The organism is Aeromicrobium sp. Root344, assembly GCF_001425755.1.
Classification (GTDB): Bacteria; Actinomycetota; Actinomycetes; order Propionibacteriales; family Nocardioidaceae; genus Aeromicrobium.
In genome coordinates this window covers 3,560,979-3,584,141 of record NZ_LMDH01000001.1, presented here as the reverse complement: position 1 = coordinate 3,584,141, position 23,163 = coordinate 3,560,979, and the positions used below count along the sequence as shown (strand labels likewise).

Genomic DNA, 23,163 nt, shown 5'->3' with positions numbered 1-23,163 from the left:
ACGGCCGTCCCGAGAGGCGGAGAAGGAGGTCAGACATGGTCGCGTCTGATGACGCCCCCCGTGCTGACAACTCGCACGCACCCGCTCGAACCGTCCTGGACGACAAGGACATCTCACGCGCCTTGACGCGCATCACCCACGAGATCCTCGAGCGCAACCGCGACGCCTCTGACGTCGTCCTGCTCGGCATCCCGACGCGCGGCGTCCACCTGGCCCGGCGCATCGCGAAGCGGATGTCCGAGGTCGAGGGCCGCGACATCACCGCCGGCGCCCTCGACATCACGATGTACCGCGACGACCTGCGGCTCAAGCCGGCCCGGGCGCTCGAGCACACCGAGATCCCCGACGACATCGACGGCAAGATCGTCGTGCTGGTCGACGACGTGCTGTTCTCGGGCCGGACGATCCGGGCCGCGCTCGACGCGCTCAACGAGCTGGGCCGGCCCAAGGCCGTGCAGCTCGCCGTGCTCATCGATCGTGGCCACCGTGAGCTGCCGATCCGCGCCGACTTCGTGGGCAAGAACCTGCCGACCTCGCTGGTCGAGAAGGTCAAGGTCGGGCTGACCGAGTCCGACGAGCGCGACGCCGTGGACATCCGAGGGGGAGCAGCATCATGACGTTCACACACCTGCTCAGCGCGGGCGACCTCGACCGTACGGACGCGATCCGCATCCTCGACACCGCCGAAGAGCTCCTCGGGGTGGCGAGCCGGCCGATCAAGAAGCTGCCGACGCTGCGTGGTCGCACCGTCGTCAACCTGTTCTTCGAGGACTCGACCCGCACCCGCATCTCGTTCGAGGCCGCGGCCAAGCGGCTCAGCGCCGACGTCATCAACTTCTCGGCCAAGGGCTCGAGCGTGTCCAAGGGCGAGAGCCTCAAGGACACCGCCCTGACCCTGCAGGCCATGGGCGCCGACGCGGTCGTCATCCGGCACCAGCACTCCGGCGCACCGCACCGCCTGGCCAACGCCAAGTGGACCAACGGCGCGGTCATCAACGCCGGCGACGGCACGCACGAGCACCCGACGCAGGCGCTGCTCGACGCGTTCACGATGCGCAGGCACCTCGGCGAGCTCGAGGGCAAGAACATCACGATCGTCGGCGACGTCCTGCACAGCCGGGTGGCGCGCTCCAACGCGCTGCTGCTCGACACGCTCGGCGCCAACGTCACGCTCGTGGCGCCGCCGACGCTGCTGCCGGTCGGCATCGAGAAGTGGCCGGTCGAGACGTCGTACGACCTGGACTCGTCGCTCGAGAAGGCCGACGCCGTCATGATGCTACGGGTGCAGCAGGAGCGCATGAACGCCGCGTTCTTCCCCAGCGCGCGCGAGTACAGCCGCCGCTACGGTCTCGACACCCCCCGGCTCAACCGGCTTCCGGAGCACGCGATCGTCATGCACCCCGGGCCGATGAACCGCGGCATGGAGATCACCGCCGACGTCGCCGACCACGTGCGCTCGGTCATCGTCGAGCAGGTCACCAACGGCGTGGCCGTACGCATGGCCGTCCTCTACCTCCTCCTCGGCGGCGCAGCCGGGGAACCCACCAGCGAAGAAGGCACTGAATGAGCTCGTACGTCATCCGGGGAGCAAGCATCCTCGGCGAGACCGTCAGCGACATCGCGATCGAGGACGGCGTCATCACCACGATCGGCGCAGGCCTCGACGGCGACGAGGTGATCGACGCGACCGGTCTGGTCGCGCTGCCCGGCCTCGTCGACCTGCACACGCACGTACGCGAGCCCGGCCGTGAGGACGCCGAGACCGTCCTGAGCGGCTCCAAGGCCGCGGCGCGTGGCGGGTTCACCTGCGTGCACGCCATGGCCAACACGGACCCCGTCGCCGACACCGCCGGCGTCGTCGAGCAGGTCTGGCGCCTCGGCCGCGAGGGTGGCTACTGCGACGTCCAGCCCGTCGGCGCCGTCACGATCGGCCTCGGCGGCGAGCGCCTTGCCGAGCTCGGCGCCATGGCCGACTCCGCGGCCGGCGTCCGGGTGTTCTCCGACGACGGCAAGTGCGTCTCGGACGCCGTGATCATGCGCAGGGCGCTCGAGTACGTCAAGGCGTTCGACGGCGTCATCGCCCAGCACGCGCAGGAGCCCCGCCTGACCGAGGGCGCCCAGATGAACGAGGGTCCGCTGTCCGGCGAGCTCGGCCTGACCGGTTGGCCGGCCGTCGCCGAGGAGGCGATCATCGCCCGCGACGTGCTGCTCGCCGAGCACGTCGGCTCGCGACTGCACGTGTGCCACCTGTCGACGCGTGGATCGGTCGAGATCATCCGCTGGGCCAAGGGCCGTGGCATCGACGTCACGGCCGAGGTCACGCCGCACCACCTGCTGCTGAGCGACGACCTGGTGCGCAGCTACGACCCGATCTACAAGGTCAACCCGCCGCTGCGCTCCAATGACGACGTCGCCGCCGTGCGCGAGGGCCTCGCCGACGGCACGATTGACATCGTGGCCACGGATCACGCCCCTCACCCCATGGAGGACAAGGAGTGCGAGTGGTCCGCCGCCGCCTTCGGCATGCTCGGGCTCGAGACGGCGCTCTCGGTCGTCCAGCAGACAATGGTCGACACCGGCCTGCTGACCTGGGTCCAGGTCGCCGACAAGATGTCGGCCAAGCCGGCGTCGATCGGTCGGGTGAGCAACCAGGGTCGCCCGCTCGAGGTGGGTGAGCCGGCCAACATCGTGCTGATCGATCCCGCCGCCACCCGCGTGATCGACGCCAGGGACACCGCATCGCTGTCGCGCAACAACCCGTACGCCGGGCTGACGCTGCCCGGTGAGGTCGTGACGACGTTCCTGCGCGGCAGACCGACCGTCCGCGACCGCGCGCTGGTGGAAGGGGGCACCGTATGACGACCGAAGCGATCCTCGTGCTGGAGGACGGGCGGGTGTTCCGCGGTGAGTCGTTCGGCGCCGTCGGCGAGACGATCGGCGAGATCGTGTTCTCCACCGGCATGACCGGCTACCAGGAGACTCTCACCGACCCCTCCTACAAGGGCCAGATCGTCGCGATGACGGCGCCGCACATCGGCAACACCGGGATCAACGACGAGGACTTCGAGTCGCGCCGCATCTGGGTCGACGGCTACATCGTCCGCGACCCCGCACGCGTGCGTTCGAACTGGCGCTCCAACCGCTCGCTCGACGAGGAGCTCGCCGCGCAGGACGTCGTGGGCATCTCCGGCATCGACACGCGGGCGCTGACCCGCCACCTCCGCGAGCGGGGCGCCATGCGCGGCGGCATCAGCTCGGCGTCCACCGATGTCGACGCGCTGCTCGCCAAGGTCACCGCGGCACCCAGCATGAAGGGCGCCAGCTTCCTCGCCGACGTCACGACCGACGAGACGTACGTCGTACCGGCGGTCGGCGACAAGCGGCTCACCGTCGCGGCGATCGACCTCGGCATCAAGGGCATGACGCCGCGCCGCATGGCCGAGCGCGGCATCGAGGTGCACGTCATGCCGGCCACCACGACGTACGAGGAGATCGCCACGCTCAGCCCCGACGGCGTGTTCATGTCCAACGGGCCCGGCGATCCGGCGACGACGGACCACGTGACGGCGGTGCTCAAGCAGGTGCTCGACGCGCGCATCCCCTACTTCGGCATCTGTCTGGGCAACCAGGTCTTCGGCCGGGCACTCGACCTCGGCACCTACAAGCTGGTCTACGGCCACCGCGGCATCAACCAGCCCGTGCAGGACCTGACGACCGGCAAGGTCGAGATCACGGCGCACAACCACGGCTTCGCGGTAGACGCGCCGATCGAGGGCACGTTCGACACGCCGTACGGCCCCGGTCGCGTCACGCACGTGTGCCTCAACGACAACGTCGTGGAGGGCCTCGCGCTGCTCGACCAGCCGGCGTTCAGCGTCCAGTACCACCCGGAGGCCGCCGCCGGCCCGCACGATGCGGCCTACCTCTTCGACAGATTCGTGGACCTCATGCAGGGAGTGAGCGCCTGATGCCGAAGCGCACCGACATCCAGAGCGTTCTCGTCATCGGCTCAGGTCCGATCGTCATCGGCCAGGCCTGCGAGTTCGACTACTCCGGCACCCAGGCGTGTCGCGTCCTCCGTGAGGAGGGCATCCGCGTCATCTTGATCAACTCCAACCCCGCGACGATCATGACCGACCCCGAGTTCGCCGACGCGACCTACATCGAGCCGATCACGCCGGAGTTCGTCGAGAAGGTCATCGCGCAGGAGCGCCCGGATGCGCTGCTCGCGACCCTCGGCGGCCAGACCGCGCTCAACGCCGCGATCCAGATGCACGAGGCGGGCGTGCTCGAGAAGTACGGCGTCGAGCTCATCGGCGCGTCGATCGATGCGATCCAGAAGGGCGAGAACCGCGAGTCCTTCAAGGCCGTCGTCGAGACGCTGCCCAAGGAGTGGGGCGCCGAGTCGGCCCAGTCCGTCATCTGCCACACGATGCAGGAGTGCCTCGACGGCGTCGAGGGCCTCGGCGGCTATCCCGTGGTCGTACGCCCGTCGTTCACGATGGGCGGTTCGGGCTCCGGTCTCGCGTACGACGAGGCCGACCTGCACCGGATCGCCGGCTCCGGCCTCGCGCTCAGCCCGACCACCGAGGTGCTCCTCGAGGAGTCGATCCTCGGCTGGAAGGAGTACGAGCTCGAGGTCATGCGCGACACCGCCGACAACGTGGTGATCGTCTGCTCGATCGAGAACCTCGACCCCATGGGCGTGCACACCGGCGACTCGATCACGGTCGCTCCGGCCATGACGCTGACCGACGTCGAGTACCAGCGGCTGCGCGACATCTCGATCGGCATCATCCGCGAGGTCGGCGTCGACACCGGCGGCTGCAACATCCAGTTCGCGGTCAACCCCGAGGACGGCCGCATCGTCGTCATCGAGATGAACCCCCGCGTGTCCCGGTCGTCGGCGCTCGCCTCCAAGGCGACGGGCTTCCCGATCGCCAAGATCGCCGCCAAGGTCGCGATCGGCTACACGCTCGACGAGATCCCCAACGACATCACGCAGGAGACGCCCGCCTCGTTCGAGCCGACGCTCGACTACGTCGTCGTCAAGGTGCCGCGGTTCGCGTTCGAGAAGTTCCCAGCCGCTGACGCCACCCTCACGACCCACATGAAGTCGGTCGGCGAGGCCATGGCGATCGGCCGCAACTTCACCGAGGCGCTGCAGAAGGCGCTGCGCTCGCTCGAACGGCCCGACGCGGCGTTCGACTGGCACAAGGAATGGGTCGACCTCGACAAGGCTGCGCTCCTGGAGGAGATCAGCGTCCCGCACGACGGCCGGCTCAAGAAGGTCATGGACGCGATCCGCGCCGGCGCCACGCCCGAGGAGATCTTCGACGCGACCAAGATCGACCCGTGGTTCGTCGACCAGCTCGCGCTGATCAACGAGATCGCGGTCGAGCTCACCGGTGCCAAGGAGCTGTCGCCCACGCTGCTGCGCCGGGCCAAGCGGCACGGCTTCTCCGACTCCCAGATCGGCAAGATCCGGGGCCTCAGCGAGGAGGTCGTCAGGGGAGTGCGCCACGCGCTCGGCGTACGCCCGGTCTACAAGACCGTCGACACGTGCGCCGCCGAGTTCTCCGCCAAGACGCCCTACCACTACTCGTCGTACGACGAGGAGACCGAGGTCGAGCCGCGCACCAAGCCCGCGGTGCTGATCCTGGGCAGTGGCCCCAATCGCATCGGGCAGGGCATCGAGTTCGACTACTCGTGCGTGCACGCCGCGCTCGCGCTGTCCGAGGTCGGCTACGAGACCGTGATGGTCAACTGCAACCCCGAGACCGTCTCGACCGACTACGACACGTCCGACCGGCTCTACTTCGAGCCGCTGACGCTCGAGGACGTGCTCGAGATCGTGCACGCCGAGCAGCAGGCCGGCCCGGTCGTCGGCGTCATCGTGCAGCTCGGCGGCCAGACGCCGCTCGGCCTTGCCGCCGGCCTCGAGGCGGCCGACGTGCCGATCGTCGGCACCCAGCCGTCCGCGATCGAGCTGGCCGAGGAGCGCGGCGCGTTCGCCAAGGTCCTGGCCGACGCCGACCTGCCCGCACCCAAGCACGGCATGGCGACGTCGTTCACCCGGGCGCGCGAGATCGCCGAGGAGATCGGCTATCCCGTCCTGGTCCGCCCCTCGTACGTCCTGGGCGGCCGCGGCATGGAGATCGTCTACGACGAAGGCACGCTCAAGGACTACATCGGCCGCGCCACGGAGATCTCGTTCGAGCGGCCCGTTCTGGTCGACCGGTTCCTCGACGACGCGATCGAGATCGACGTCGACGCGCTCTACGACGGCACCGAGCTGTTCCTCGGCGGCGTCATGGAGCACATCGAGGAGGCCGGCGTGCACTCCGGCGACTCGGCGTGCGCCCTGCCCCCGATCACGCTCGGTGACGCGGAGGTCGAGCGCATCCGCGCGTCGACCGAGGCGATCGCCAAGGGCGTCGGCGTGCGCGGACTCATCAACATCCAGTTCGCCCTGTCGTCGGACATCCTCTATGTCATCGAGGCCAATCCCCGCGCGTCGCGCACCGTCCCGTTCGTCTCCAAGGCGACCGCGACGCCGCTCGCCAAGGCCGCCGCCCGGCTCATGTTGGGCGAGTCGATCGCCGAGCTGCGTGCGGCCGGCATCCTCCCGGCGACCGGCGACGGCGGCAAGCTGCCCGACAACGCCCCCATCGCGGTCAAGGAGGCGGTCATGCCCTTCAACCGCTTCCGTACGTACGAGGGTCGCTACGTCGACACCCTGCTCGGTCCCGAGATGCGTTCGACGGGCGAGGTCATGGGCTTCGACTCCGGCTTCGGCACGGCATTCGCCAAGTCGCAGGCCGGCGCGCAGAACGGCCTGCCGACGTCCGGCAAGGTGTTCGTGTCGGTCGCCAACCGCGACAAGCGACACATGATCTTCCCGGTCAAGCGCCTCGCCGACCTCGGCTTCGAGATTCTCGCGACGAGCGGCACCGCGGTGGTCCTCGCCCGCAACGGCGTGACCGCGACGGTCATCCGCAAGCTCAACGAGGAGCCGCTGCCGGGCCAGGCCCGCAGCACGATCGTCGACAAGATCCACGACCAGGACGTGCAGCTCATCATCAACACGCCCCACGGCGTGACGTCAGGCGGCAGCCCCCGCATCGACGGCTACGAGATCCGCACGGCGGCCGTCGCCGAGGGCATCCCGTGCATCACGACGGTCCAGGGCCTGGCCGCCGCGGTGCAGGGCATCGAGGCACTGATCGAGGGCAAGATCGGGGTCAAGTCGCTGCAGGACTGGGGCCGCATCGTCACCGAGGCGCGGGCATGAGCTTCGGTTCGCGCGCTCGTGCGGCGATGGCGGCGTACGGGCCGGCGTGTGTGGGCATCGACCCGCACTCGTCGCTGCTCGCCGAGTGGGGACTGCCCGACGACGTCGAAGGGCTCGACCGCTTCGCGACGATCTGCGTCGAGGCGTTCGCCGGCAAGGTCGCGTTCGTCAAGCCGCAGTCGGCGTTCTTCGAGCGGTTCGGCGCACGTGGCGTCGTCGTCCTCGAGCGTACGATCCAGGATCTGCGCCACACGGGCTCGCTCGTGGTGCTGGACGTCAAGCGTGGCGACATCGGCTCGACCGCTGCTGCGTACGCCGACGCCTATCTCGACGAGGACGCCCCGATGGCCGCCGACGCGATCACCGTCAACCCGTTCCTCGGCTTCGGCTCGTTGCAGCCGTTCTTCGACGTCGCCGCCAAGAACGACGCCGGGGTCTTCGTGCTCGCACTGACCTCCAACAAGGAGGGGCCCGAGGTCCAGCACGCCGTCAACGGTGAGCGTACGGTTGCCGGTGGCGTGCTCGCCCAGCTCGCCGCGCTCAACGCCGACGCCTACCCGATGGGCTCGTTTGGTGCGGTCGTCGGCGCGACGATCGGCGACGCCGCCGAGGACCTCGCCATCAACGGACCGCTCCTGGTGCCCGGATTCGGGGCGCAGGGCGGCACGGTGGCAGACATCCGCAGGCTGTTCGGCTCGGTCATCGACAACGTCATCCCGTCGACCTCACGAGGCGTCCTGTCCGCCGGCCCCGATGTCCAGGCGCTCCGCGATTCTGTCGCCCGGGTCAACGCCGAACTTGTAGGGTCATAGCGTCCGGGGTCGCCCGCCTCCCGAGGAGTCCATGCATGAAGAGAACCGCCGCCGTCCTGATCACGACGATCGTCGCGATCACGACCCTTTCGGGCTGCGGTGGCGGAGATCCCTATTGCGACGCGGTCGACAAGCACAAGGACTCCCTCAACACGTTCGGCGAGACCCGCACCGACGCGGCCTACGTCAGCTACGCGAAGCTGCTCACCGACATCAGCAAGGACGCTCCGGCCTCGATCAAGGCGGACTGGAAGGCGCTGGCGACGGCCACGACCGGGATCGTCGAGGCCCAGAAGAAGGCCGGCATCAAGCTCGAAGAGATGAAGGACAAGGCCAAGCTCAAGAAGCTGGACACCAACCAGCTCAAGGCGATCAACGCGGCCTACGAGAAGTTCAACGGCACCACCAAGCAGCGCAACGCCGTGGTCAAGAACGTCAAGCAGGAATGCAAGATCAAGCTCAGCTGAAACACCATTCCGTACAACAGATGAGGTGAGGCAAGTGGCACTCCCGATATTGACGCCGGAGCAGCGCAAGGCTGCACTCGAGAAGGCAGCGGCCGCCCGGCAGCTGCGGGCCGAGGTCAAGAACCGTCTCAAGAACTCGCGCGCCAGCCTGACCGAGGTCATCCAGGAGTCGCGAGCCAACGAGGTCATCGCCAAGCTCAAGGTCATCGACCTCCTGCAGTCGATGCCCGGCGTCGGCAAGGTCCGCGCCCAGGAGATCATGCAGCGCATCGGCATCGCCGACAGCCGCCGGCTCCGTGGACTCGGCGCCAACCAGGTCAAGGCCCTGATCGCCGAGTTCGCCGATAGAACAGGCCGCTCTGGCCGTGCCTGACGGGTCTCCTGCGCCCGTCACACGCCCTTCGCGGCTCGTCGTCCTCGCCGGTCCCACCGCGGTCGGCAAGGGCACGGTTGCGGCGTGCGTACGTCGTAGCCACCCCGACATCTGGATCTCCGTCTCGGTGACGACCCGCCCGGCGCGACCGGGCGAGGTCGACGGCGTCCACTACCACTTCATCTCCGACGAGGAGTTCGACCGGCTGATCGCCGAGGACGGGCTGCTCGAGTGGGCCGTGGTCCATCGAGCGGCCCGCTACGGCACACCACGCGCGCCTGTGGAGGAGCGCCTCGCCGCAGGCACTCCGGCGTTGCTCGAGATCGACCTGCAAGGTGCGCGCCAGGTGCGTGAACGCATGCCCGACGCCCTGATGTGCTTCCTCGCGCCGCCCAGCTGGGCCGAGCTCGAACGGCGGCTCGTCGGCCGGGGGACTGAGGGTCCCGAGGAGCGCGAGCGGCGGCTGGCCACGGCCCGTACGGAGCTTGCGGCCGAGCCGGAGTTCGACGTGACGATCGTCAACACCGATGTCGAGACCGCTTGCCAAGAATTGGTAGACTTGTTCAGATCCGGCACGAGCCGGGTGCATTCCTAATCTTTCTGTGAGGCTCTCTGTGTCCACGACACGCTCGACTGCCATCGGCATCACCAACCCGCCGCTGGACGATCTTCTGGAGAAGGCGGACAGCAAGTACAAGCTCGTCCTCTACTCCGCCAAGCGTGCGCGGCAGATCAACGCCTACTACTCGCAGCTCGGCGAAGGCCTGCTCGAGTACGTCGGACCGCTCCTCGAGACCGGTGTGCAGGAGAAGCCGCTCTCGATCGCGCTCCGTGAGATCAACTCCGACCTCCTGACCGTCGAGGACGTCGACCCCGAGGCCGAGGCCGCGGCCACCAAGGCCTGATCCACGCTCTCCGAAGTGAGGCGGTAGCCACATGGCAGAGGTTGTCCTCGGCGTCTCCGGCGGCATCGCGTCCTACAAGGCCGCGGAGCTGCTGCGCCTGTTCACCGAGTCGGGCCACAGCGTCCGCGTCGTGCCCACGGCATCGTCGCTGCAGTTCGTCGGCGCCGCGACGTGGGAGGCGCTGAGCGGCAAGCCGGTGCAGACCGGCGTCTTCGAGCACGTCGACGAGGTCGCACACGTCCGCATCGGCCAGCACGCCGACCTCGTGCTCGTCGCGCCGGCGACGGCCAACATCCTGGCCAAGGCCGCGCACGGTCTGGCTGACGACCTGCTGACCAACACGCTGCTCACGGCCCACTGTCCGGTGGTCTTCGCCCCGGCGATGCACACCGAGATGTGGAACCACCCCGCCACCCAGGCCAACGTCGCGTTGCTCCGGGAGCGGGGTGTCGTCGTCCTCGAGCCCGCCGTCGGCCGCCTGACCGGCGTCGACACGGGCAAGGGCCGCCTGCCGGCACCCGCCGAGATCTACGCGGCGGCCCTGCAGGTCCTCGAGGGCCGTCCGCACGACCTCAGCGGCTTGCACGTCGTGGTCTCAGCCGGCGGCACACGCGAATACCTCGATCCGGTCCGTTTCCTCGGCAACCGGTCGTCCGGTCGCCAGGGCTATGCCCTCGCCGAGGCTGCCGTCGCCCGAGGCGCCCGGGTCACGGTCGTCGCCGCCAACGTGGCGCTGCCCGATCCCGCCGGCGCGGAGATCATCCGCGTCGTCAGCACCGAGGACCTGCGCCAGCAGATGCACCTCGCCGCAGCCGACGCGGATGCCGTCGTGATGGCGGCCGCCCCGGCCGATTTCCGTCCCGCCGAGTTCGTCGAGGCCAAGATCAAGAAGACCGCGGATGGCGTCGCTCCCGACATCCATCTCGTCGAGAACCCCGACATCCTGCTCGAGCTCGTCGGCGCGCGCACCAGCAAGCGCCCCGTCATCGTCGGGTTCGCCGCCGAGACCGGCGACGCCCGCGCCAGTGTCATCGAGCATGCCCGCGCCAAGCTGGCCCGCAAGGGTTGTGACCTCCTCGTGGTCAACGACGTCAGCGCCGGCAAGGTCTTCGGCCAGGACGAGAGCGAAGCGGTCATCCTCGGCGCCGACCAAACCGTCGAGGAGATCTCGTACGGTCCCAAGATCCGGCTGGCCCACGCGATCTGGGATGCTGTCGTCCAACGCTTGGACTGACGAAACAACCAGTCATCTCGCTCGTTAGAATGCTGTACAGCCCTCAACCCAGGAGAAAATGTGAGCCGCTTCTTCACGTCCGAGTCGGTGACCGAAGGTCACCCGGACAAGATCGCCGACCAGATCAGCGACAGCGTCCTCGACGCCTTGCTGGCCCAGGACCCCAAGAGCCGCGTGGCCTGCGAGACGTTCATCACGACGGGCCTGATCGTGGTCGGTGGCGAGGTCACCACCGAGGCATACGCGGACATCGCCAAGATCGCCCGTGATCGCGTGCTCGAGATCGGCTACGACTCGTCGGTCAAGGGCTTCGACGGCGCTTCGTGCGGCGTGCAGATCACGCTCGACGCGCAGTCTCCTGACATCGCCCAGGGCGTCAACACGGCGTTCGAGGGCCGCACGCAGGGCTCGGCCGACCCGCTCGACCTCCAGGGCGCCGGCGACCAGGGCCTGATGTTCGGCTTCGCGTGCGACGAGACCCCCGAGCTCATGCCCCTGCCGATCACGATCGCGCACCGCCTCGCCGAGCAGCTGACCGCCGTACGCAAGGACGGCACGCTGCCCTACCTGCGTCCCGACGGCAAGACCCAGGTCACGGTCGAGTACGACGACAACGACAAGCCCGTACGCGTCGACACCGTCGTGCTGTCGACGCAGCACGAGGATGGCATCGACCTCGACTCGCAGCTCACGGTCGACATCAAGAAGCACGTCGTCGACGTGATCCTCGCCGACTTCGACATCGACACGTCCGACTACCGCCTGCTGGTCAACCCGACCGGCAAGTTCGTCATCGGCGGACCGATGGGCGACGTCGGCCTCACCGGCCGCAAGATCATCGTCGACACCTACGGCGGCTACGCGCGCCACGGCGGCGGCGCGTTCTCCGGCAAGGACCCCAGCAAGGTCGACCGCTCGGCCGCCTACGCGATGCGCTGGGTCGCCAAGAACATCGTCGCCGCTGGCCTCGCCACCAAGGTCGAGGTCCAGGTCGCCTACGCGATCGGCAAGGCGCACCCGGTCGGCTTCTACGTCGAGGCGTTCGGCACCGAGACGGTCCCGGTCGACAAGATCCGTGAAGCCGTGCTCGCGGTCTTCGACCTGCGTCCGGCCGCGATCATCCGCGACCTCGACCTGCTCAAGCCGATCTACGCGCAGACCGCGGCCTACGGCCACTTCGGTCGCGAGCTGCCCGGCGTGGTCTGGGAGACCACGGATCGTGCCGAGGCCCTCAAGGCGCACGTCGGCGCCTGATCGTCACTGCCTGCCGAACGACCCCCGCCATCAGGCGGGGGTCGTTCTGCGTCTGCGCAGCGTCGGTGTGGGTGGCGGCTGATAGAACAGCACCGTGATGACACACGAGGGCCCGGAGCAGCTGGCTCTGGTCCCGCCTGCGCCGGTGAAGCGCAGGCGCGCGCCGGCGGCCAAGCCGCAACCTGAGGCCGCTGCCATCCGCCCGGTCGCGCGGGTGGTGGTCGACAGCGGCCTGGCACACCTCGACCGGCTCTTCGACTACCTCGTCCCGACGACGCTCGACGCCAAGACCGTGCCGGGCTGCCGGGTCAAGGTCCGGTTCGCGGGCCGTCTGGTCGACGGGTTCGTGGTCGAACGGGTCGACGCCACCGAGCACGGTGGCCGACTGGCGTTCCTCGCCAAGGTCGTCTCGCCCGAGCCCGTGCTGCACCCCGACGTGCTGGCCCTGGCCCGGGCCGTCGCCGATCGCTATGCCGGCACGCTCGGTGACGTCCTGCGCCTCGCCATTCCGCCGCGCCATGCCCGCGCTGAGGGTGTGCGCGCCGCACCCGCCGAGGGTGCGCTGCCGGTCGGCAGCGCGGCCGGCTGGCAGACCTACGCTCATGGGCTCGGCTTCGTCGCGGCCCTGCGGGCGGGGGAGCGGCCCAGGGCCTGGTGGGGTGCGATCCCCGGTCAGGACCCGGCGCAGCTGGTCGCCGAGGCGGTCCTGGCGACGCTCGGCTCGGGTCGCGGCTCGGTGGTGTGCGTGCCCGACGTACGCGACGTCGCCCGCTGGGACGCGGTGTTCACCGAGGTGTTGGGTGAGGGGCGCCACGTGGCCCTCACCGCGGCCCAGGAGCCCGCCGAACGCTATGCGGCGTTCCTTGCGGCGTCTCGCGGCGACGTGCAGGTCGTCCTCGGCACGCGCGCGGCCGCATTCGCCCCCGTCAGTGACCTGGGCCTGGTCGCGATCTGGGACGACGGCGACGACCTGTTCGCCGAGCCACGATCGCCCTACCCGCACGCTCGAGAGGTGTTGCTGTTGCGCGCCGCCGCCCAGGACACCGCGGTGCTGATGGGCGGCTACGCCCGCACGGCCGAAGGGCAGTCGCTGGTCGACAGTGGGTGGTGCAGCGAGCTCGTTGCGGACCAGCGGACCCGTCGCAAGGCCTGGCCCCGCCTGACGGTCACGGACGGCTCGGTCGCCGGCTCGGCCCCGGTCAGGCTGCCCCAAGAGGCGTTCCGCGCGATTCGCGGTGCCGACGGTGCCGTGCTCATCCAGGTGCCGCGTCGTGGCTATCGCGAGTCGTTGTCGTGCCAGACCTGCCGCCAGCCGGCGCGGTGTGAGGCGTGTCAGGGCCCGTTGGGGCAGCCGGCTGCCTCGGCACCCGTCGCCTGCCGCTGGTGCGGGCGTGGCGCATCGCCGTGGGCGTGCCCGCACTGCCAGGGCACCGAGCTGCGTTCGCCTGTCGTCGGGGCGCTGCGCACGGCTGAGGAATTCGCTCGCGCCTTCCCCGAGCGCGAGGTCGTGACGTCGGGTGGTCAGACGATCCTCGACCGGGTCGAGCCCGGCCGCCGTCTCGTGCTGGCGACCCCCGGCGCGGAGCCGCACGTCGCAGGGGGCTACGACGTCGTGATCCTGCTCGACACCTGGCTCATGCTGGCCCGCGAGGACGTACGCGTCGAGGAGGAGTCCCACCGTCGCTGGTTCAACGCGCTGGCCCTGGCCGGCCCCGGTGCGACGGCGGTGGCCGTGGGTGACGCCCAGACCCTGCAGGCGCTCGTTCGCGCCGATCCGGCGGGTTTCGCCGTCCGCGAGCTGGCCGGACGCGCCGAGACACATCTGCCGCCCACGGCGAGGCTTGCCACGGTCGCCGGGCCCGACGACGTCCTGGCCAACCTGGCCAACCGCATCTGGACGCACAACACCGAGATCCTCGGACCCGTGCCGGTCGACCCACGGTCGACGGAGGCGGGGGAGCGCCTGATCCTGAGGGCACCGCGCCGCGAAGGTGCCGACCTTGCCGCCGCCCTCTCCGCGCTGGCGGCCGAGCGCAGCGCGGCCAAGCTGCCGGGGCTCCGCATCCAGGTCGACCCGCTGTCGCTCTGACCGCGGCACCGGAGCGTGCGACGCAGCGGCCTAGACTCGTCGCCGTGAGAGTCGTCTTTGCTGGTACGCCCGAGACCGCCCTCCCATCCCTCGAGGCGCTCGTCGCCAGCCGCCACGACGTCGCCGCGGTGATCACCCGTCCCGACGCGCCGGCCGGCCGCGGCCGCACCCTCACACCGTCGCCCGTCGCCGAGGCCGCCGCCGCACACGGCATCGAGGTGCTCAAGCCGGCCAAGCCGTCCGATCCCGATTTCATGGACCGTCTCCGGGCGATCGCGCCGGACTGCGTCCCGATCGTCGCCTACGGCGCCCTGATCCGCCGCGAGGCGCTCGACATCCCGCAGTACGGCTGGATCAACCTGCACTTCTCGGTGCTCCCGTCCTGGCGCGGTGCCGCGCCCGTGCAACGGGCCATCATGGCCGGCGACGAGGTCACTGGCGCGACGGTGTTCAGCCTGGTCGAGGAGCTCGACGCGGGGCCGGTGCTCGGCTCGATCACCGAGCGAATCCGTGAGGAGGACACGTCGGCCGAGCTGCTCGCACGGCTGGCTGACTGGGGCAGCAAGCTGCTCGTCGACGTCGTCGACCACATCGAGGACGGCGACATCGCTGCCGTCCCGCAGCCCGAGGACAACATCTCGTACGCCCCCAAGCTCACGACCGACGAGGCCAGGATCGACTGGAACCGCCCGGCGTTCGCGATCGACCGACACATCCGCGGCTGCACGCCCGCCCCTGGTGCCTGGACCCTGCTCGAGGGTGACCGGGTCAAGATCGGCCCGGCGACGATCGCGGACGACCGCACGCTGGTGCCCGGTCAGCTGTCAATCGGCAAGCAGGAGGTCAGGGTCGGCACGACCACGACGGACCTCGTGCTCGGTGACGTCCAGGCCGTCGGCAAGAAGCGCATGCGCGCGGCCGACTGGGCCCGCGGCACCTCGTTCCCCGACGGCGTGGCGTTTTCATGACGGATCCGTCGAGGGCGGTGGCGTTCCATGTGCTCAGGGCCGTCGCCGAGCGCGACGCGTACGTCAACCTGGTCCTCCCGGCGATGCTCGCCGAGCACCAGATCGAGGGGCGCGACGCCGCCTTCGCGACTGAGCTCGTCCACGGCACGGTTCGCAGACAAGGCACGTACGACGCGATCATCGGGCACGTGGCCAGCAAGGGCCTCGGTTCGATCGACCCACCGGTGCTCGATGCCCTCCGGCTCGGCACGCACCAGCTCCTGAGCATGCGGGTGCCCGCGCACGCGGCCGTCTCCGAGACCGTCGACCTCGTACGTCGCGAGATCGGCCACAAGCCCGTGCACTTCGCCAACGCGCTGCTGCGCAAGATCGGCCAGAAGGACCTCAACGGCTGGCTCGAGGTCGTCACGGCGGGGCTCGAGGGCGACGAAGCACGGTCCGTACGCACCTCGCACCCCGTGTGGATCGTCACGGCACTGCGTGAGGCACTCGGCGGGCATGCAGCGCAGATCGACAAGCTCTTGGCGGCCGACAACGCTCCGCCACGGGTCACGCTCGTGGCCCGCCCGGGACTCTGCAGCCCTGACGCCCTGCCCGGCACGCCCGGCAAGCTCTCGCCCTACGCCCGCATCCTCGACGAGGGCGGCGACCCGGGAGCGATCCCTCAGGTACGTGACGGCCGCGCCGGGGTGCAGGACGAGGGGTCTCAGCTCGTGGCGATCACGCTTGCCGAGGCTGAGGTCGGCGGCGACGACACCCGCTGGCTCGACCTCTGCGCAGGACCTGGCGGCAAGGCAGCCCTCCTCGGTGCGCTCGCCAAGCAGCGCGGCGCCCAGCTGGTCGCCAACGAGGTGCTGGAGCACCGCGCGGACTTGGTGCGCCAGGGCGTACGCCTGCTCGACAACGTCGAGGTCACGACTGCGGACGGTCGTCACGGTCCATGGGAGCCCGCGAGCTTCGACCGTGTGCTGGTCGATGCCCCCTGCACGGGCCTGGGGGCCCTCCGCCGCCGGCCGGAGTCGCGCTGGCGGCGTTCCGAAGCGGACCTCGGCGACCTCGTGCCGCTCCAGGAAGCGCTGCTCGTTCGTGCCCTGGAGCTCGTACGCCCTGGTGGCGTCGTGGTCTATGCGACCTGCTCGCCGCACGTGAGCGAGACGCGCGGTGTCGTCGATGCGGTCACCGCGGGACGCGATGACGTCGATGTGGAGTCCACCCACCAGTGGTGGCCCCACATCGACGGCACCGATGCGATGTTCTGCGCGCTGCTACGCCGGCACTGACGCGGTGAGCGACCGTCGCGGCGCTCGCATCACCACCATGGCGATGAGGAACGCCGTCACGGCGAATGCCATCGAGGTCAGGAATGCGGCCTCCGCTCCCGGGACGACCTGCCCCGGAACAGCGCCCGAGGCGTAGACCGACACGATCACCGCGAGGCCGACGGCTCCACCCAGCTGCTGCATCGTCTGGAGCAGGCCCGATGCCGCACCGGCGTGCTCGGGCTCGACGTCCGCCAGGATCGCGACCGTCGTGGGCATGAACGCCAGGCCCGCCGATGCTCCGCTGAGCAGCATCGGGCCGAGGATCGCCGTGACGTAGTGGCTGGTGGTGCTGATCTGGCTGAGCCACAGGAAGCTGAGAGCCATGCCCACCGTGCCGATCGCGATGAGCCGCTGCGGACCGAACCGACCCACGAGCCGCGCCGAGATCCGCGAGACCGCGAAGATCGCCAGGGTCAGCGGCAGGAACGCGAAGCCCGAGGCGAGCGGACCGAAGCCCAGCACGCGCTGGTCGTACTGGACCAGCAGGAAGAACATCGGGAATTGTGAACCAACGAGAAGCGACATCACCACGAGTGCGCCCGCCCGGCGGCGGTTGTGCAGCAGACCGAGCCGCAGCAGCGGGTGCGGCGCGACGCGCTCCGTACGGACGAACAGCGCCAGCAGGGCGGCGGCGAGCGCAAAGCCGCCGATCGTGCCGATCGAGTCCCATCCGTGATCGGGCGCGTTGATGAAGGCGTAGACCGCGGCGACCGAACCGAGGGTCGCAGTCGCAGCGCCGACGACGTCGAAACGACCGGGCCGGCGTGCGGTCTCGTCGACGAACCGACGGACCAGTGCCAGCACGGCGACGCCGATCGGCACGTTGATCATGAGTGTCCAGCGCCAGGAGCCCAGATCCGTGAGCGCACCGCCGAGGATCAGTCCGATCGAGCCTCCGGCGGAGGAGACGGCGGTGAACAGGGCGAGGGCCCGGTTGCGCGAGGCCGCATCGGGCGTCGACGTCGTGAGCAGTGCCAGCACGCTGGGCGCCGCGATGGCTGCGCCGACGCCCTGCAGGACCCGCGACGTCACGAGGAACTCGGGACTGGGCGCGAGCGCGCCCGCCAAGGAGGCCACGGTGAACAGGCCGAGGCCGATCTCGAACACCCTGAGGCGTCCGAACACGTCGCCGAGACGGCCGCCGAGGAGCAGCAGGCCGCCGAACGCGAGGGTGTAGCCGTTGAGCACCCACGAGAGGCCGGCCGGCGAGAAGTCGAGGTCGGTCTGGATGCGGGGGAGAGCGACGTTCACGACGGTGACGTCGAGGACGAGCATGAGCTGGGCGATCAGCACGATCGCGATTCCGTACGAGGCCCTGCGGCCGGTGTCCGGGGGAGCGGTGATGGAGGTCATGGCGAGGTTTCCTGTCCCACGAAATGAAGTGACGTACACTGGAACGGAGAAGGGCTCCGGTTCTTCATCAACTATACGGAGAGTGTCTCCGGTTAGCAAGGGAGGTCGGACCGTGGTGCCTGTCACGTCCACCGAAGACGCCGTCGACGCACCGGCCAAGCCGTTGCGCGCGGACGCCCAGCGCAACTACGACAAGCTCGTGGCGGCCGCGCGTGAGGTCTTCGCCGAGCGCGGCGCCGAGGGGTCACTCGACGAGATCGCCAAGCGCGCCGGTGTCGGACCGGGCACGCTCTACCGCCACTTCCCGACCCGTGACGACCTGATCGATGCCCTCATGCGCGACTGGACCGAACGGGTCGCCGCCGACAGCATCTCGGCCGTCGAGGCTGACGTCCCGGCCCGCCAGACGCTCGAGCGCTGGCTCGCCGACCTGGTCAAGCACATGACGTTGCACCGCGGTGCGGCCGCGAAGCTCAGCGCCGCGATGGACGACCCGTCGTCGCCGATCTATCGCAAGTGCCAGATGCTGGGCGATGCCAACGAGCGGGTCATCGCGCACCTGATCGACGCGGGCGCGCTGCGCGACGGGGTCGAGTCACATCAGGTCATGCGGCTCGTGAGCGGTGTGGCGACTGTGGTCGACCAGGCCGGGCTGGAGTTCGACCAGGCACGTCCGATGCTCGACATCGTGATCGACGGCATCCTGCGCGACCGCGCCGCCTCCTGATCGACGCTCTGCGCACCACTACGCTGGGCGGCATGGGCATCCAGATCACTCCGAGCATGCTGGCGTCGGACTTCGCGAACCTCGAGTCCGAGGCTGCGCGCATCTCGAGTGCCGACTGGCTGCACATGGACGTCATGGACAACCATTTCGTGCCCAACCTGACGCTGGGTGCGCCGGTCATCGAGGCGCTGGCCAAGGTCGCGAGGCAACCGATCGACGCACACCTCATGATCGAGGACCCCGACCGTTGGGCTCCCGCCTATGTCGAGGCCGGCGCCCAGAGCGTCACGTTCCACGTCGAGGCGGCCAAGGCGCCCGTACGCCTTGCGCGTGAGATCCGCGCCAAGGGTGCCCGCGCCTCGATGGCGCTCAAGCCGGCCACGCCGATCGAGCCGTACGAGGACCTGCTGCCCGAGCTCGACATGGTGCTGGTCATGACCGTCGAGCCGGGATTCGGCGGTCAGAAGTTCCTCGACATCTGCCTGCCCAAGATCCGGCGAGCCCGCACTCTGATCGACAAGCACGGCGGCGACATCTGGCTCCAGGTCGACGGGGGAGTGTCGGTCGAGACGATCGAGCGGTGCGCGGAGGCCGGGGCCGACACCTTCGTCGCCGGCTCAGCCGTCTTCAGCGCCGATGACCCTGACGCGATGGTGGCGGAGCTGAGGTCTCTGGGGTCACATGCCGGACGTCACACCCACTGACTGAGACCCGCGGGCTAGACTTGCCACCACGAGCAGCAACATCGCTCGCGTGCTCCGGGGTCGGTGCAATTCCGAGCCGGCGGTGACAGTCCGCGACCCGCGGTCCCATCACTCGTGATGAGGCCACGGTTGAGCCGGTGAAATTCCGGCACCGACGGTGAAAGTCCGGATGGGAGGAGCACTGTGTCCCGAGAGGTCGGGACCGTGGTGGGCACTCCCCACGCCACGGTCACGTCGCAGAGGACGCCGAGAGACCCCGGATGCGTGAGTGAACCACTATCCGGAGGAATGCATGGCAACCGACACCGAGATCAGCGCGATGCACCGCGCGCTCGACGCGGCCCGCACCGTCAGACGTACGTTGCCCAATCCGCGCGTCGGCTGCGTCCTGCTCGCGCCTGACGGCAGTGAGATCGCCGTCGGCGTCCATCGTGGCGCCGGCACTCCGCACGCCGAGGTCGACGCGCTCACCCAGGCGGGCGACGCCGCTCGCGGTGCCACGGCCGTCGTCACGCTCGAGCCGTGCAACCACACCGGCCGCACCGGGCCGTGCGCCGAGGCATTGATCGAGGCCGGCGTCGCCCGAGTCGTGTTCGGCCAGATCGACCCGGACCGTTCCGCCGCCGGCGGCGCCAAGACCCTGCGCGCGGCCGGCATCGAGGTCGAGCCCGGTGTGATGGCCGAAGAGGCCACCGACCTCAACGTCGAGTGGACGTTCGCCGTGACGTCCGGCCGGCCGTTCGTGACCTGGAAGTACGCCGCCACGTTGGACGGTCTCAGCGCGGCCCCCGACGGCACGAGCAAGTGGATCACGAGCGACGAGGCCCGCCGCGACGTGCAGAAGTTCCGCGCCGAGTCCGACGCGATCGTCGCCGGCACTGGTGCGGTCCTCGCCGACGACCCTCGGCTCTCCGTGCGTGACGAGAAGGACATCCCGCTGCCGTACGACCAGCAGCCGCTGCGCGTGGTGGTGGGCGAGACGAAGATCCCGAACTACTACCGGGTGTTCGACCGGGTGGCGCCGACCCTGCTCGTCCAGTCGCGCGATCCCGAGGTCGTGCTGCAGAAGCTCATCGACAACCAGGTCCGGCACATCTGGCTCGAGGGCGGACCCCGCTTGGCAGGGGCGTTCTGGAACGCCGGCGTGATCGACCGCGTCATCGGCTACATCGCGCCAGCGATGCTCGGCTCCGGCCGCGCGGCACTGGAGGGCGAGGCGACGACCCTGGCCGACCTGCGGCCCATCGACCTGCACGACCTGACGATGGTCGGCCCGGACATCCGCATCATCGGCACTCCGGGCCGCATGCAACGAGAGGACTTCGACTGATGTTCACCGGACTCATCGAGGAAAAGGGCACGATCACGGCGGTCGAGGACCTGGGCGACTCCGTGCGCCTGACGGTTCGCGGCCCGCTCGTGGTCTCCGACGCACAGCACGGCGACTCGATCGCGGTGAGCGGTGTCTGCCTGACCGTCATGGAGCAGGACACCGACTCGTTCGCGGCCGACGTCATGAAGGAGTCGCTCGACAAGACGTCGCTCGGCGACCTGAAGGTCGGCGACGAGGTCAACCTCGAGCGTGCGACCAGGGCGGGCGCACGGCTGGGCGGGCACATCGTGCAGGGGCACGTCGACGGCACCGGGCGGATCCTCGACCGTACGCCGAGCGAGCACTGGGAGGTCGTCCGCATCGCGGTGCCGGCTGACCTGGCGCGCTATCTCGTCGACAAGGGCTCCGTCACGGTCGACGGCACGTCCCTGACGGTCGTCGAGGTCGTGGACGCCGACGAACCGTGGTTCTCGGTGTCGCTGATCCCCACGACGCTGGCCGAGACGACGCTCGGCACCAAGGGCCCGGGCGACCGGGTCAACCTCGAGGTCGACATCCTCGCCAAGTACGTCGAGCGCCTCCTGGGCGCCCGAGCAGAAGGAGTTCAGGCATGACCGAGCACGAATCGGTGAGGCTCGACAGCATCGAGCGGGCCATCGAGGACTTCCGCCAGGGCAAGGCGATCGTGGTCGTCGACGACGAGGACCGCGAGAACGAGGGCGACATCATCTTCTCGGCGAGCAAGGCGACGCCGGAGCTCATGGCCTTCCTCGTCCGCTACTCCAGCGGTCTCGTGTGCGCGCCGATCACCGGAGAGATCCTCGACCGTCTCGCGATCCCGCTGATGACCCCGCACAACCGCGAGAAGATGCGTACGGCCTACACGATCTCGATCGACGCCCGCGACGGCATCACGACCGGCATCTCGGCCGCGGACCGCGCGCGTACGTGCCGGGTGCTCGCCGACTCGGCCACCGAGCCGTTCGAGCTCAACCAGCCGGGCCACATCATTCCGCTGCGGGCCAAGCCCGGGGGAGTCCTGGAGAGGGCCGGGCACACCGAGGCCGCGGTCGACTTCGCCCGTCTGGCCGGCCTGACGCCCGCCGGCGTCATCGGCGAGGTGCTCAACGACGACGGCACGCTGATGCGCGCTCCGGAGCTGCGCGAGTTCGCCGACGAGCACGGCATCGCGCTCGTCTCGATCGAGGACCTGCAGGTCTACCGCCGGCTCCACGAGTCGCAGGTCGAGCGGCTCGCGACGACGCGACTGCCCACCGAGTTCGGCACGTTCACGGCGCACGGCTACCGCGACGTGATCGAGGGCTCGGAGCACATCGCGCTGGTCTACGGCGATCCCGGCACCGAGGACGTCCTGACCCGCATCCACTCCGAGTGCCTGACCGGCGACGTGTTCGGCTCCCGACGCTGCGACTGCGGGCCCCAGCTCGAGCTCTCGATGACCGAGATCACCACCGCCGGCGCCGGCATCGTGGTCTACCTGCGGGGACACGAAGGACGCGGCATCGGCCTGCTGCACAAGCTGCAGGCGTACGCGCTGCAGGACGCCGGCACCGACACGGTCGACGCCAACCTGCAGCTCGGCTTCGGTGAGGACGAGCGCGACTACGCGGCCGGTGCGCAGATCCTGCGCGACCTCGGGGTCACGTCGGCCCGGCTGCTGACCAACAACCCCGACAAGACGATCGCCCTCGAGGCGTACGGGGTCAAGATCAGCGAGCGACTGCCGCTTCGCATCGCGCCCAACGAGGACAGCCTCCGCTACCTGCAGACCAAGGCCGAGCGCATGGGCCACGACCTTCCCGGACTGGAGAACCTCTCATGAGCGGTCAAGGAGCGCCGACGATCTTCGTCGACGGCACCGGCGCACGCGTGGCGATCGTCGCTTCGCGGTGGCACACCGAGGTCATGGACGGCCTGATCGCCGGCGCAGAGCGGGCGCTCGCCGACGCCAAGGTCGACGACGTCACGCTGGTCCGCGCGCCGGGGTCGTTCGAGCTGCCGATCCTCTGCCAGGCGTACGCCAGGGAGGGCTACGACGCGGTCATCGCCCTCGGCGTGATCATCCGCGGTGGCACCCCGCACTTCGAGTACGTCTCGGCGGCCGCGACCGACGGCCTCAACCGCGTCGCGCTCGACACCGGCGTCCCGATCGGCTTCGGCTTGCTGACCTGCGACGACGAGGCGCAGGCGCTCGATCGCGCCGGCCTGCCCGACAGCCGCGAGGACAAGGGTCGCGAGGCCGTCGAGGCCGCGCTGTCCGCCTGGAACGTCCTGCGCACGCTCGGCTAGCACGCGCCGATAGACTGC

General features: G+C 69.6%; 22 protein-coding genes and 1 riboswitch. Of the genes, 21 read left to right on the top strand and 1 reads right to left on the bottom strand.

The window, feature by feature from the left end; translation table 11 throughout:
- Window positions 1-35 precede the first annotated feature (35 nt).
- From pyrR to ASC61_RS17660, 15 genes are all read left to right on the top strand, one after another.
- Window positions 36-617: a bifunctional pyr operon transcriptional regulator/uracil phosphoribosyltransferase PyrR gene (gene pyrR, locus ASC61_RS17730; protein WP_056214295.1), complete on the top strand. Its 582-nt coding sequence runs from the start codon at window positions 36-38 to the stop codon at window positions 615-617.
- Complete coding sequence (locus tag ASC61_RS17725) at window positions 614-1,567, top strand: aspartate carbamoyltransferase catalytic subunit (protein WP_056214292.1); 954 nt, start codon at window positions 614-616, stop codon at window positions 1,565-1,567. Before pyrR ends, ASC61_RS17725 begins: the two co-directional genes overlap by 4 nt.
- A complete protein-coding gene (locus tag ASC61_RS17720) occupies window positions 1,564-2,859 on the top strand; it encodes a dihydroorotase (RefSeq protein ID WP_056214290.1) in 1,296 nt (431 codons plus the stop codon). The genes ASC61_RS17725 and ASC61_RS17720 overlap by 4 nt, the downstream gene beginning before the upstream one ends.
- Window positions 2,856-3,968 carry a glutamine-hydrolyzing carbamoyl-phosphate synthase small subunit gene (gene carA / locus ASC61_RS17715; protein ID WP_056214287.1) on the top strand — a complete coding sequence of 371 codons (1,113 nt, stop codon included), beginning with the start codon at window positions 2,856-2,858 and terminating at the stop codon, window positions 3,966-3,968. The genes ASC61_RS17720 and carA overlap by 4 nt, the downstream gene beginning before the upstream one ends.
- Window positions 3,968-7,294, top strand: coding sequence for a carbamoyl-phosphate synthase large subunit (gene carB / locus ASC61_RS17710; protein WP_056214283.1), 3,327 nt, complete (start codon window positions 3,968-3,970; stop codon window positions 7,292-7,294). Before carA ends, carB begins: the two co-directional genes overlap by 1 nt.
- Entirely contained in the window at window positions 7,291-8,106 is an 816-nt protein-coding gene (gene pyrF / locus ASC61_RS17705) for an orotidine-5'-phosphate decarboxylase (protein WP_056214280.1), read from the top strand. Before carB ends, pyrF begins: the two co-directional genes overlap by 4 nt.
- Before the next feature lie 35 nt (window positions 8,107-8,141).
- Window positions 8,142-8,573 (top strand): hypothetical protein, encoded by a 432-nt coding sequence (locus tag ASC61_RS17700; protein WP_056214278.1) that lies wholly within the window; start codon window positions 8,142-8,144, stop codon window positions 8,571-8,573.
- A 34-nt stretch (window positions 8,574-8,607) separates the two neighbouring features.
- Window positions 8,608-8,946, top strand: a complete 339-nt coding sequence (gene mihF / locus ASC61_RS17695; protein WP_056214275.1) for an integration host factor, actinobacterial type — start codon at window positions 8,608-8,610, stop codon at window positions 8,944-8,946.
- A complete protein-coding gene (gene gmk, locus ASC61_RS17690; RefSeq protein WP_056214272.1) occupies window positions 8,939-9,541 on the top strand; it encodes a guanylate kinase in 603 nt (200 codons plus the stop codon). The genes mihF and gmk overlap by 8 nt, the downstream gene beginning before the upstream one ends.
- Window positions 9,542-9,560: 19 nt before the next feature.
- On the top strand, window positions 9,561-9,851 hold the full coding sequence (gene rpoZ, locus ASC61_RS17685; RefSeq protein WP_056214269.1) for a DNA-directed RNA polymerase subunit omega: 291 nt from the start codon (window positions 9,561-9,563) through the stop codon (window positions 9,849-9,851).
- Window positions 9,852-9,882: 31 nt separating this feature from the next.
- Entirely contained in the window at window positions 9,883-11,085 is a 1,203-nt protein-coding gene (gene coaBC, locus ASC61_RS17680) for a bifunctional phosphopantothenoylcysteine decarboxylase/phosphopantothenate--cysteine ligase CoaBC (RefSeq protein ID WP_056214266.1), read from the top strand.
- A gap of 60 nt (window positions 11,086-11,145) precedes the next feature.
- Window positions 11,146-12,339: a methionine adenosyltransferase gene (gene metK, locus ASC61_RS17675; protein ID WP_056214263.1), complete on the top strand. Its 1,194-nt coding sequence runs from the start codon at window positions 11,146-11,148 to the stop codon at window positions 12,337-12,339.
- Between the two features lie 97 nt (window positions 12,340-12,436).
- Window positions 12,437-14,428: a primosomal protein N' gene (locus ASC61_RS17670; protein ID WP_162243694.1), complete on the top strand. Its 1,992-nt coding sequence runs from the start codon at window positions 12,437-12,439 to the stop codon at window positions 14,426-14,428.
- A 44-nt stretch (window positions 14,429-14,472) separates the two neighbouring features.
- Entirely contained in the window at window positions 14,473-15,396 is a 924-nt protein-coding gene (gene fmt / locus ASC61_RS17665) for a methionyl-tRNA formyltransferase (RefSeq protein WP_056214260.1), read from the top strand.
- On the top strand, window positions 15,393-16,676 hold the full coding sequence (locus tag ASC61_RS17660) for an RsmB/NOP family class I SAM-dependent RNA methyltransferase (protein ID WP_056214257.1): 1,284 nt from the start codon (window positions 15,393-15,395) through the stop codon (window positions 16,674-16,676). Before fmt ends, ASC61_RS17660 begins: the two co-directional genes overlap by 4 nt.
- Here ASC61_RS17660 and ASC61_RS17655 read toward each other — a convergent pair.
- Entirely contained in the window at window positions 16,662-18,071 is a 1,410-nt protein-coding gene (locus ASC61_RS17655) for an MFS transporter (protein WP_056214255.1), read from the bottom strand. The genes ASC61_RS17660 and ASC61_RS17655 overlap by 15 nt on opposite strands.
- 112 nt (window positions 18,072-18,183) lie before the next feature.
- On the opposite strand from ASC61_RS17655, the gene ASC61_RS17650 reads away from it, so the two are divergent.
- The 6 genes from ASC61_RS17650 (at window position 18,184) to ribH (ending at window position 23,145) form a co-directional block, all read left to right on the top strand.
- Window positions 18,184-18,798, top strand: coding sequence for a TetR/AcrR family transcriptional regulator (locus ASC61_RS17650; protein ID WP_235503591.1), 615 nt, complete (start codon window positions 18,184-18,186; stop codon window positions 18,796-18,798).
- Between the two features lie 32 nt (window positions 18,799-18,830).
- On the top strand, window positions 18,831-19,502 hold the full coding sequence (gene rpe / locus ASC61_RS17645; protein ID WP_056214252.1) for a ribulose-phosphate 3-epimerase: 672 nt from the start codon (window positions 18,831-18,833) through the stop codon (window positions 19,500-19,502).
- Between the two features lie 46 nt (window positions 19,503-19,548).
- Window positions 19,549-19,687, top strand: a riboswitch (FMN riboswitch).
- Between the two features lie 107 nt (window positions 19,688-19,794).
- Window positions 19,795-20,832 carry a bifunctional diaminohydroxyphosphoribosylaminopyrimidine deaminase/5-amino-6-(5-phosphoribosylamino)uracil reductase RibD gene (gene ribD, locus ASC61_RS17640; RefSeq protein WP_056214250.1) on the top strand — a complete coding sequence of 346 codons (1,038 nt, stop codon included), beginning with the start codon at window positions 19,795-19,797 and terminating at the stop codon, window positions 20,830-20,832.
- A complete protein-coding gene (locus ASC61_RS17635; RefSeq protein WP_056214247.1) occupies window positions 20,832-21,449 on the top strand; it encodes a riboflavin synthase in 618 nt (205 codons plus the stop codon). The genes ribD and ASC61_RS17635 overlap by 1 nt, the downstream gene beginning before the upstream one ends.
- The gene (locus ASC61_RS17630) at window positions 21,446-22,678 is read left to right on the top strand and encodes a bifunctional 3,4-dihydroxy-2-butanone-4-phosphate synthase/GTP cyclohydrolase II (protein ID WP_056214244.1); all 1,233 of its coding nucleotides are present in this window, start codon (window positions 21,446-21,448) and stop codon (window positions 22,676-22,678) included. Before ASC61_RS17635 ends, ASC61_RS17630 begins: the two co-directional genes overlap by 4 nt.
- Window positions 22,675-23,145, top strand: a complete 471-nt coding sequence (gene ribH / locus ASC61_RS17625; protein WP_056214240.1) for a 6,7-dimethyl-8-ribityllumazine synthase — start codon at window positions 22,675-22,677, stop codon at window positions 23,143-23,145. Before ASC61_RS17630 ends, ribH begins: the two co-directional genes overlap by 4 nt.
- The last annotated feature ends 18 nt before the right edge of the window (window positions 23,146-23,163 follow it).

What these genes read in the sequence shown, in the direction of transcription:
- pyrR (WP_056214295.1), top strand. Translation starts at nt 36, where the DNA reads ATGGTCGCGTCTGATGACGCCCCCCGTGCTGACAACTCGCACGCACCC.
- ASC61_RS17725 (WP_056214292.1), top strand. Translation starts at nt 614, where the DNA reads ATGACGTTCACACACCTGCTCAGCGCGGGCGACCTCGACCGTACGGAC.
- ASC61_RS17720 (WP_056214290.1), top strand. Translation starts at nt 1,564, where the DNA reads ATGAGCTCGTACGTCATCCGGGGAGCAAGCATCCTCGGCGAGACCGTC.
- carA (WP_056214287.1), top strand. Translation starts at nt 2,856, where the DNA reads ATGACGACCGAAGCGATCCTCGTGCTGGAGGACGGGCGGGTGTTCCGC.
- carB (WP_056214283.1), top strand. Translation starts at nt 3,968, where the DNA reads ATGCCGAAGCGCACCGACATCCAGAGCGTTCTCGTCATCGGCTCAGGT.
- pyrF (WP_056214280.1), top strand. Translation starts at nt 7,291, where the DNA reads ATGAGCTTCGGTTCGCGCGCTCGTGCGGCGATGGCGGCGTACGGGCCG.
- ASC61_RS17700 (WP_056214278.1), top strand. Translation starts at nt 8,142, where the DNA reads ATGAAGAGAACCGCCGCCGTCCTGATCACGACGATCGTCGCGATCACG.
- coaBC (WP_056214266.1), top strand. Translation starts at nt 9,883, where the DNA reads ATGGCAGAGGTTGTCCTCGGCGTCTCCGGCGGCATCGCGTCCTACAAG.
- ASC61_RS17670 (WP_162243694.1), top strand. Translation starts at nt 12,437, where the DNA reads ATGACACACGAGGGCCCGGAGCAGCTGGCTCTGGTCCCGCCTGCGCCG.
- ASC61_RS17660 (WP_056214257.1), top strand. Translation starts at nt 15,393, where the DNA reads ATGACGGATCCGTCGAGGGCGGTGGCGTTCCATGTGCTCAGGGCCGTC.
- ASC61_RS17655 (WP_056214255.1), bottom strand. Translation starts at nt 18,071, where the DNA reads ATGACCTCCATCACCGCTCCCCCGGACACCGGCCGCAGGGCCTCGTAC.
- rpe (WP_056214252.1), top strand. Translation starts at nt 18,831, where the DNA reads ATGGGCATCCAGATCACTCCGAGCATGCTGGCGTCGGACTTCGCGAAC.
- ribD (WP_056214250.1), top strand. Translation starts at nt 19,795, where the DNA reads ATGGCAACCGACACCGAGATCAGCGCGATGCACCGCGCGCTCGACGCG.
- ASC61_RS17635 (WP_056214247.1), top strand. Translation starts at nt 20,832, where the DNA reads ATGTTCACCGGACTCATCGAGGAAAAGGGCACGATCACGGCGGTCGAG.
- ASC61_RS17630 (WP_056214244.1), top strand. Translation starts at nt 21,446, where the DNA reads ATGACCGAGCACGAATCGGTGAGGCTCGACAGCATCGAGCGGGCCATC.
- ribH (WP_056214240.1), top strand. Translation starts at nt 22,675, where the DNA reads ATGAGCGGTCAAGGAGCGCCGACGATCTTCGTCGACGGCACCGGCGCA.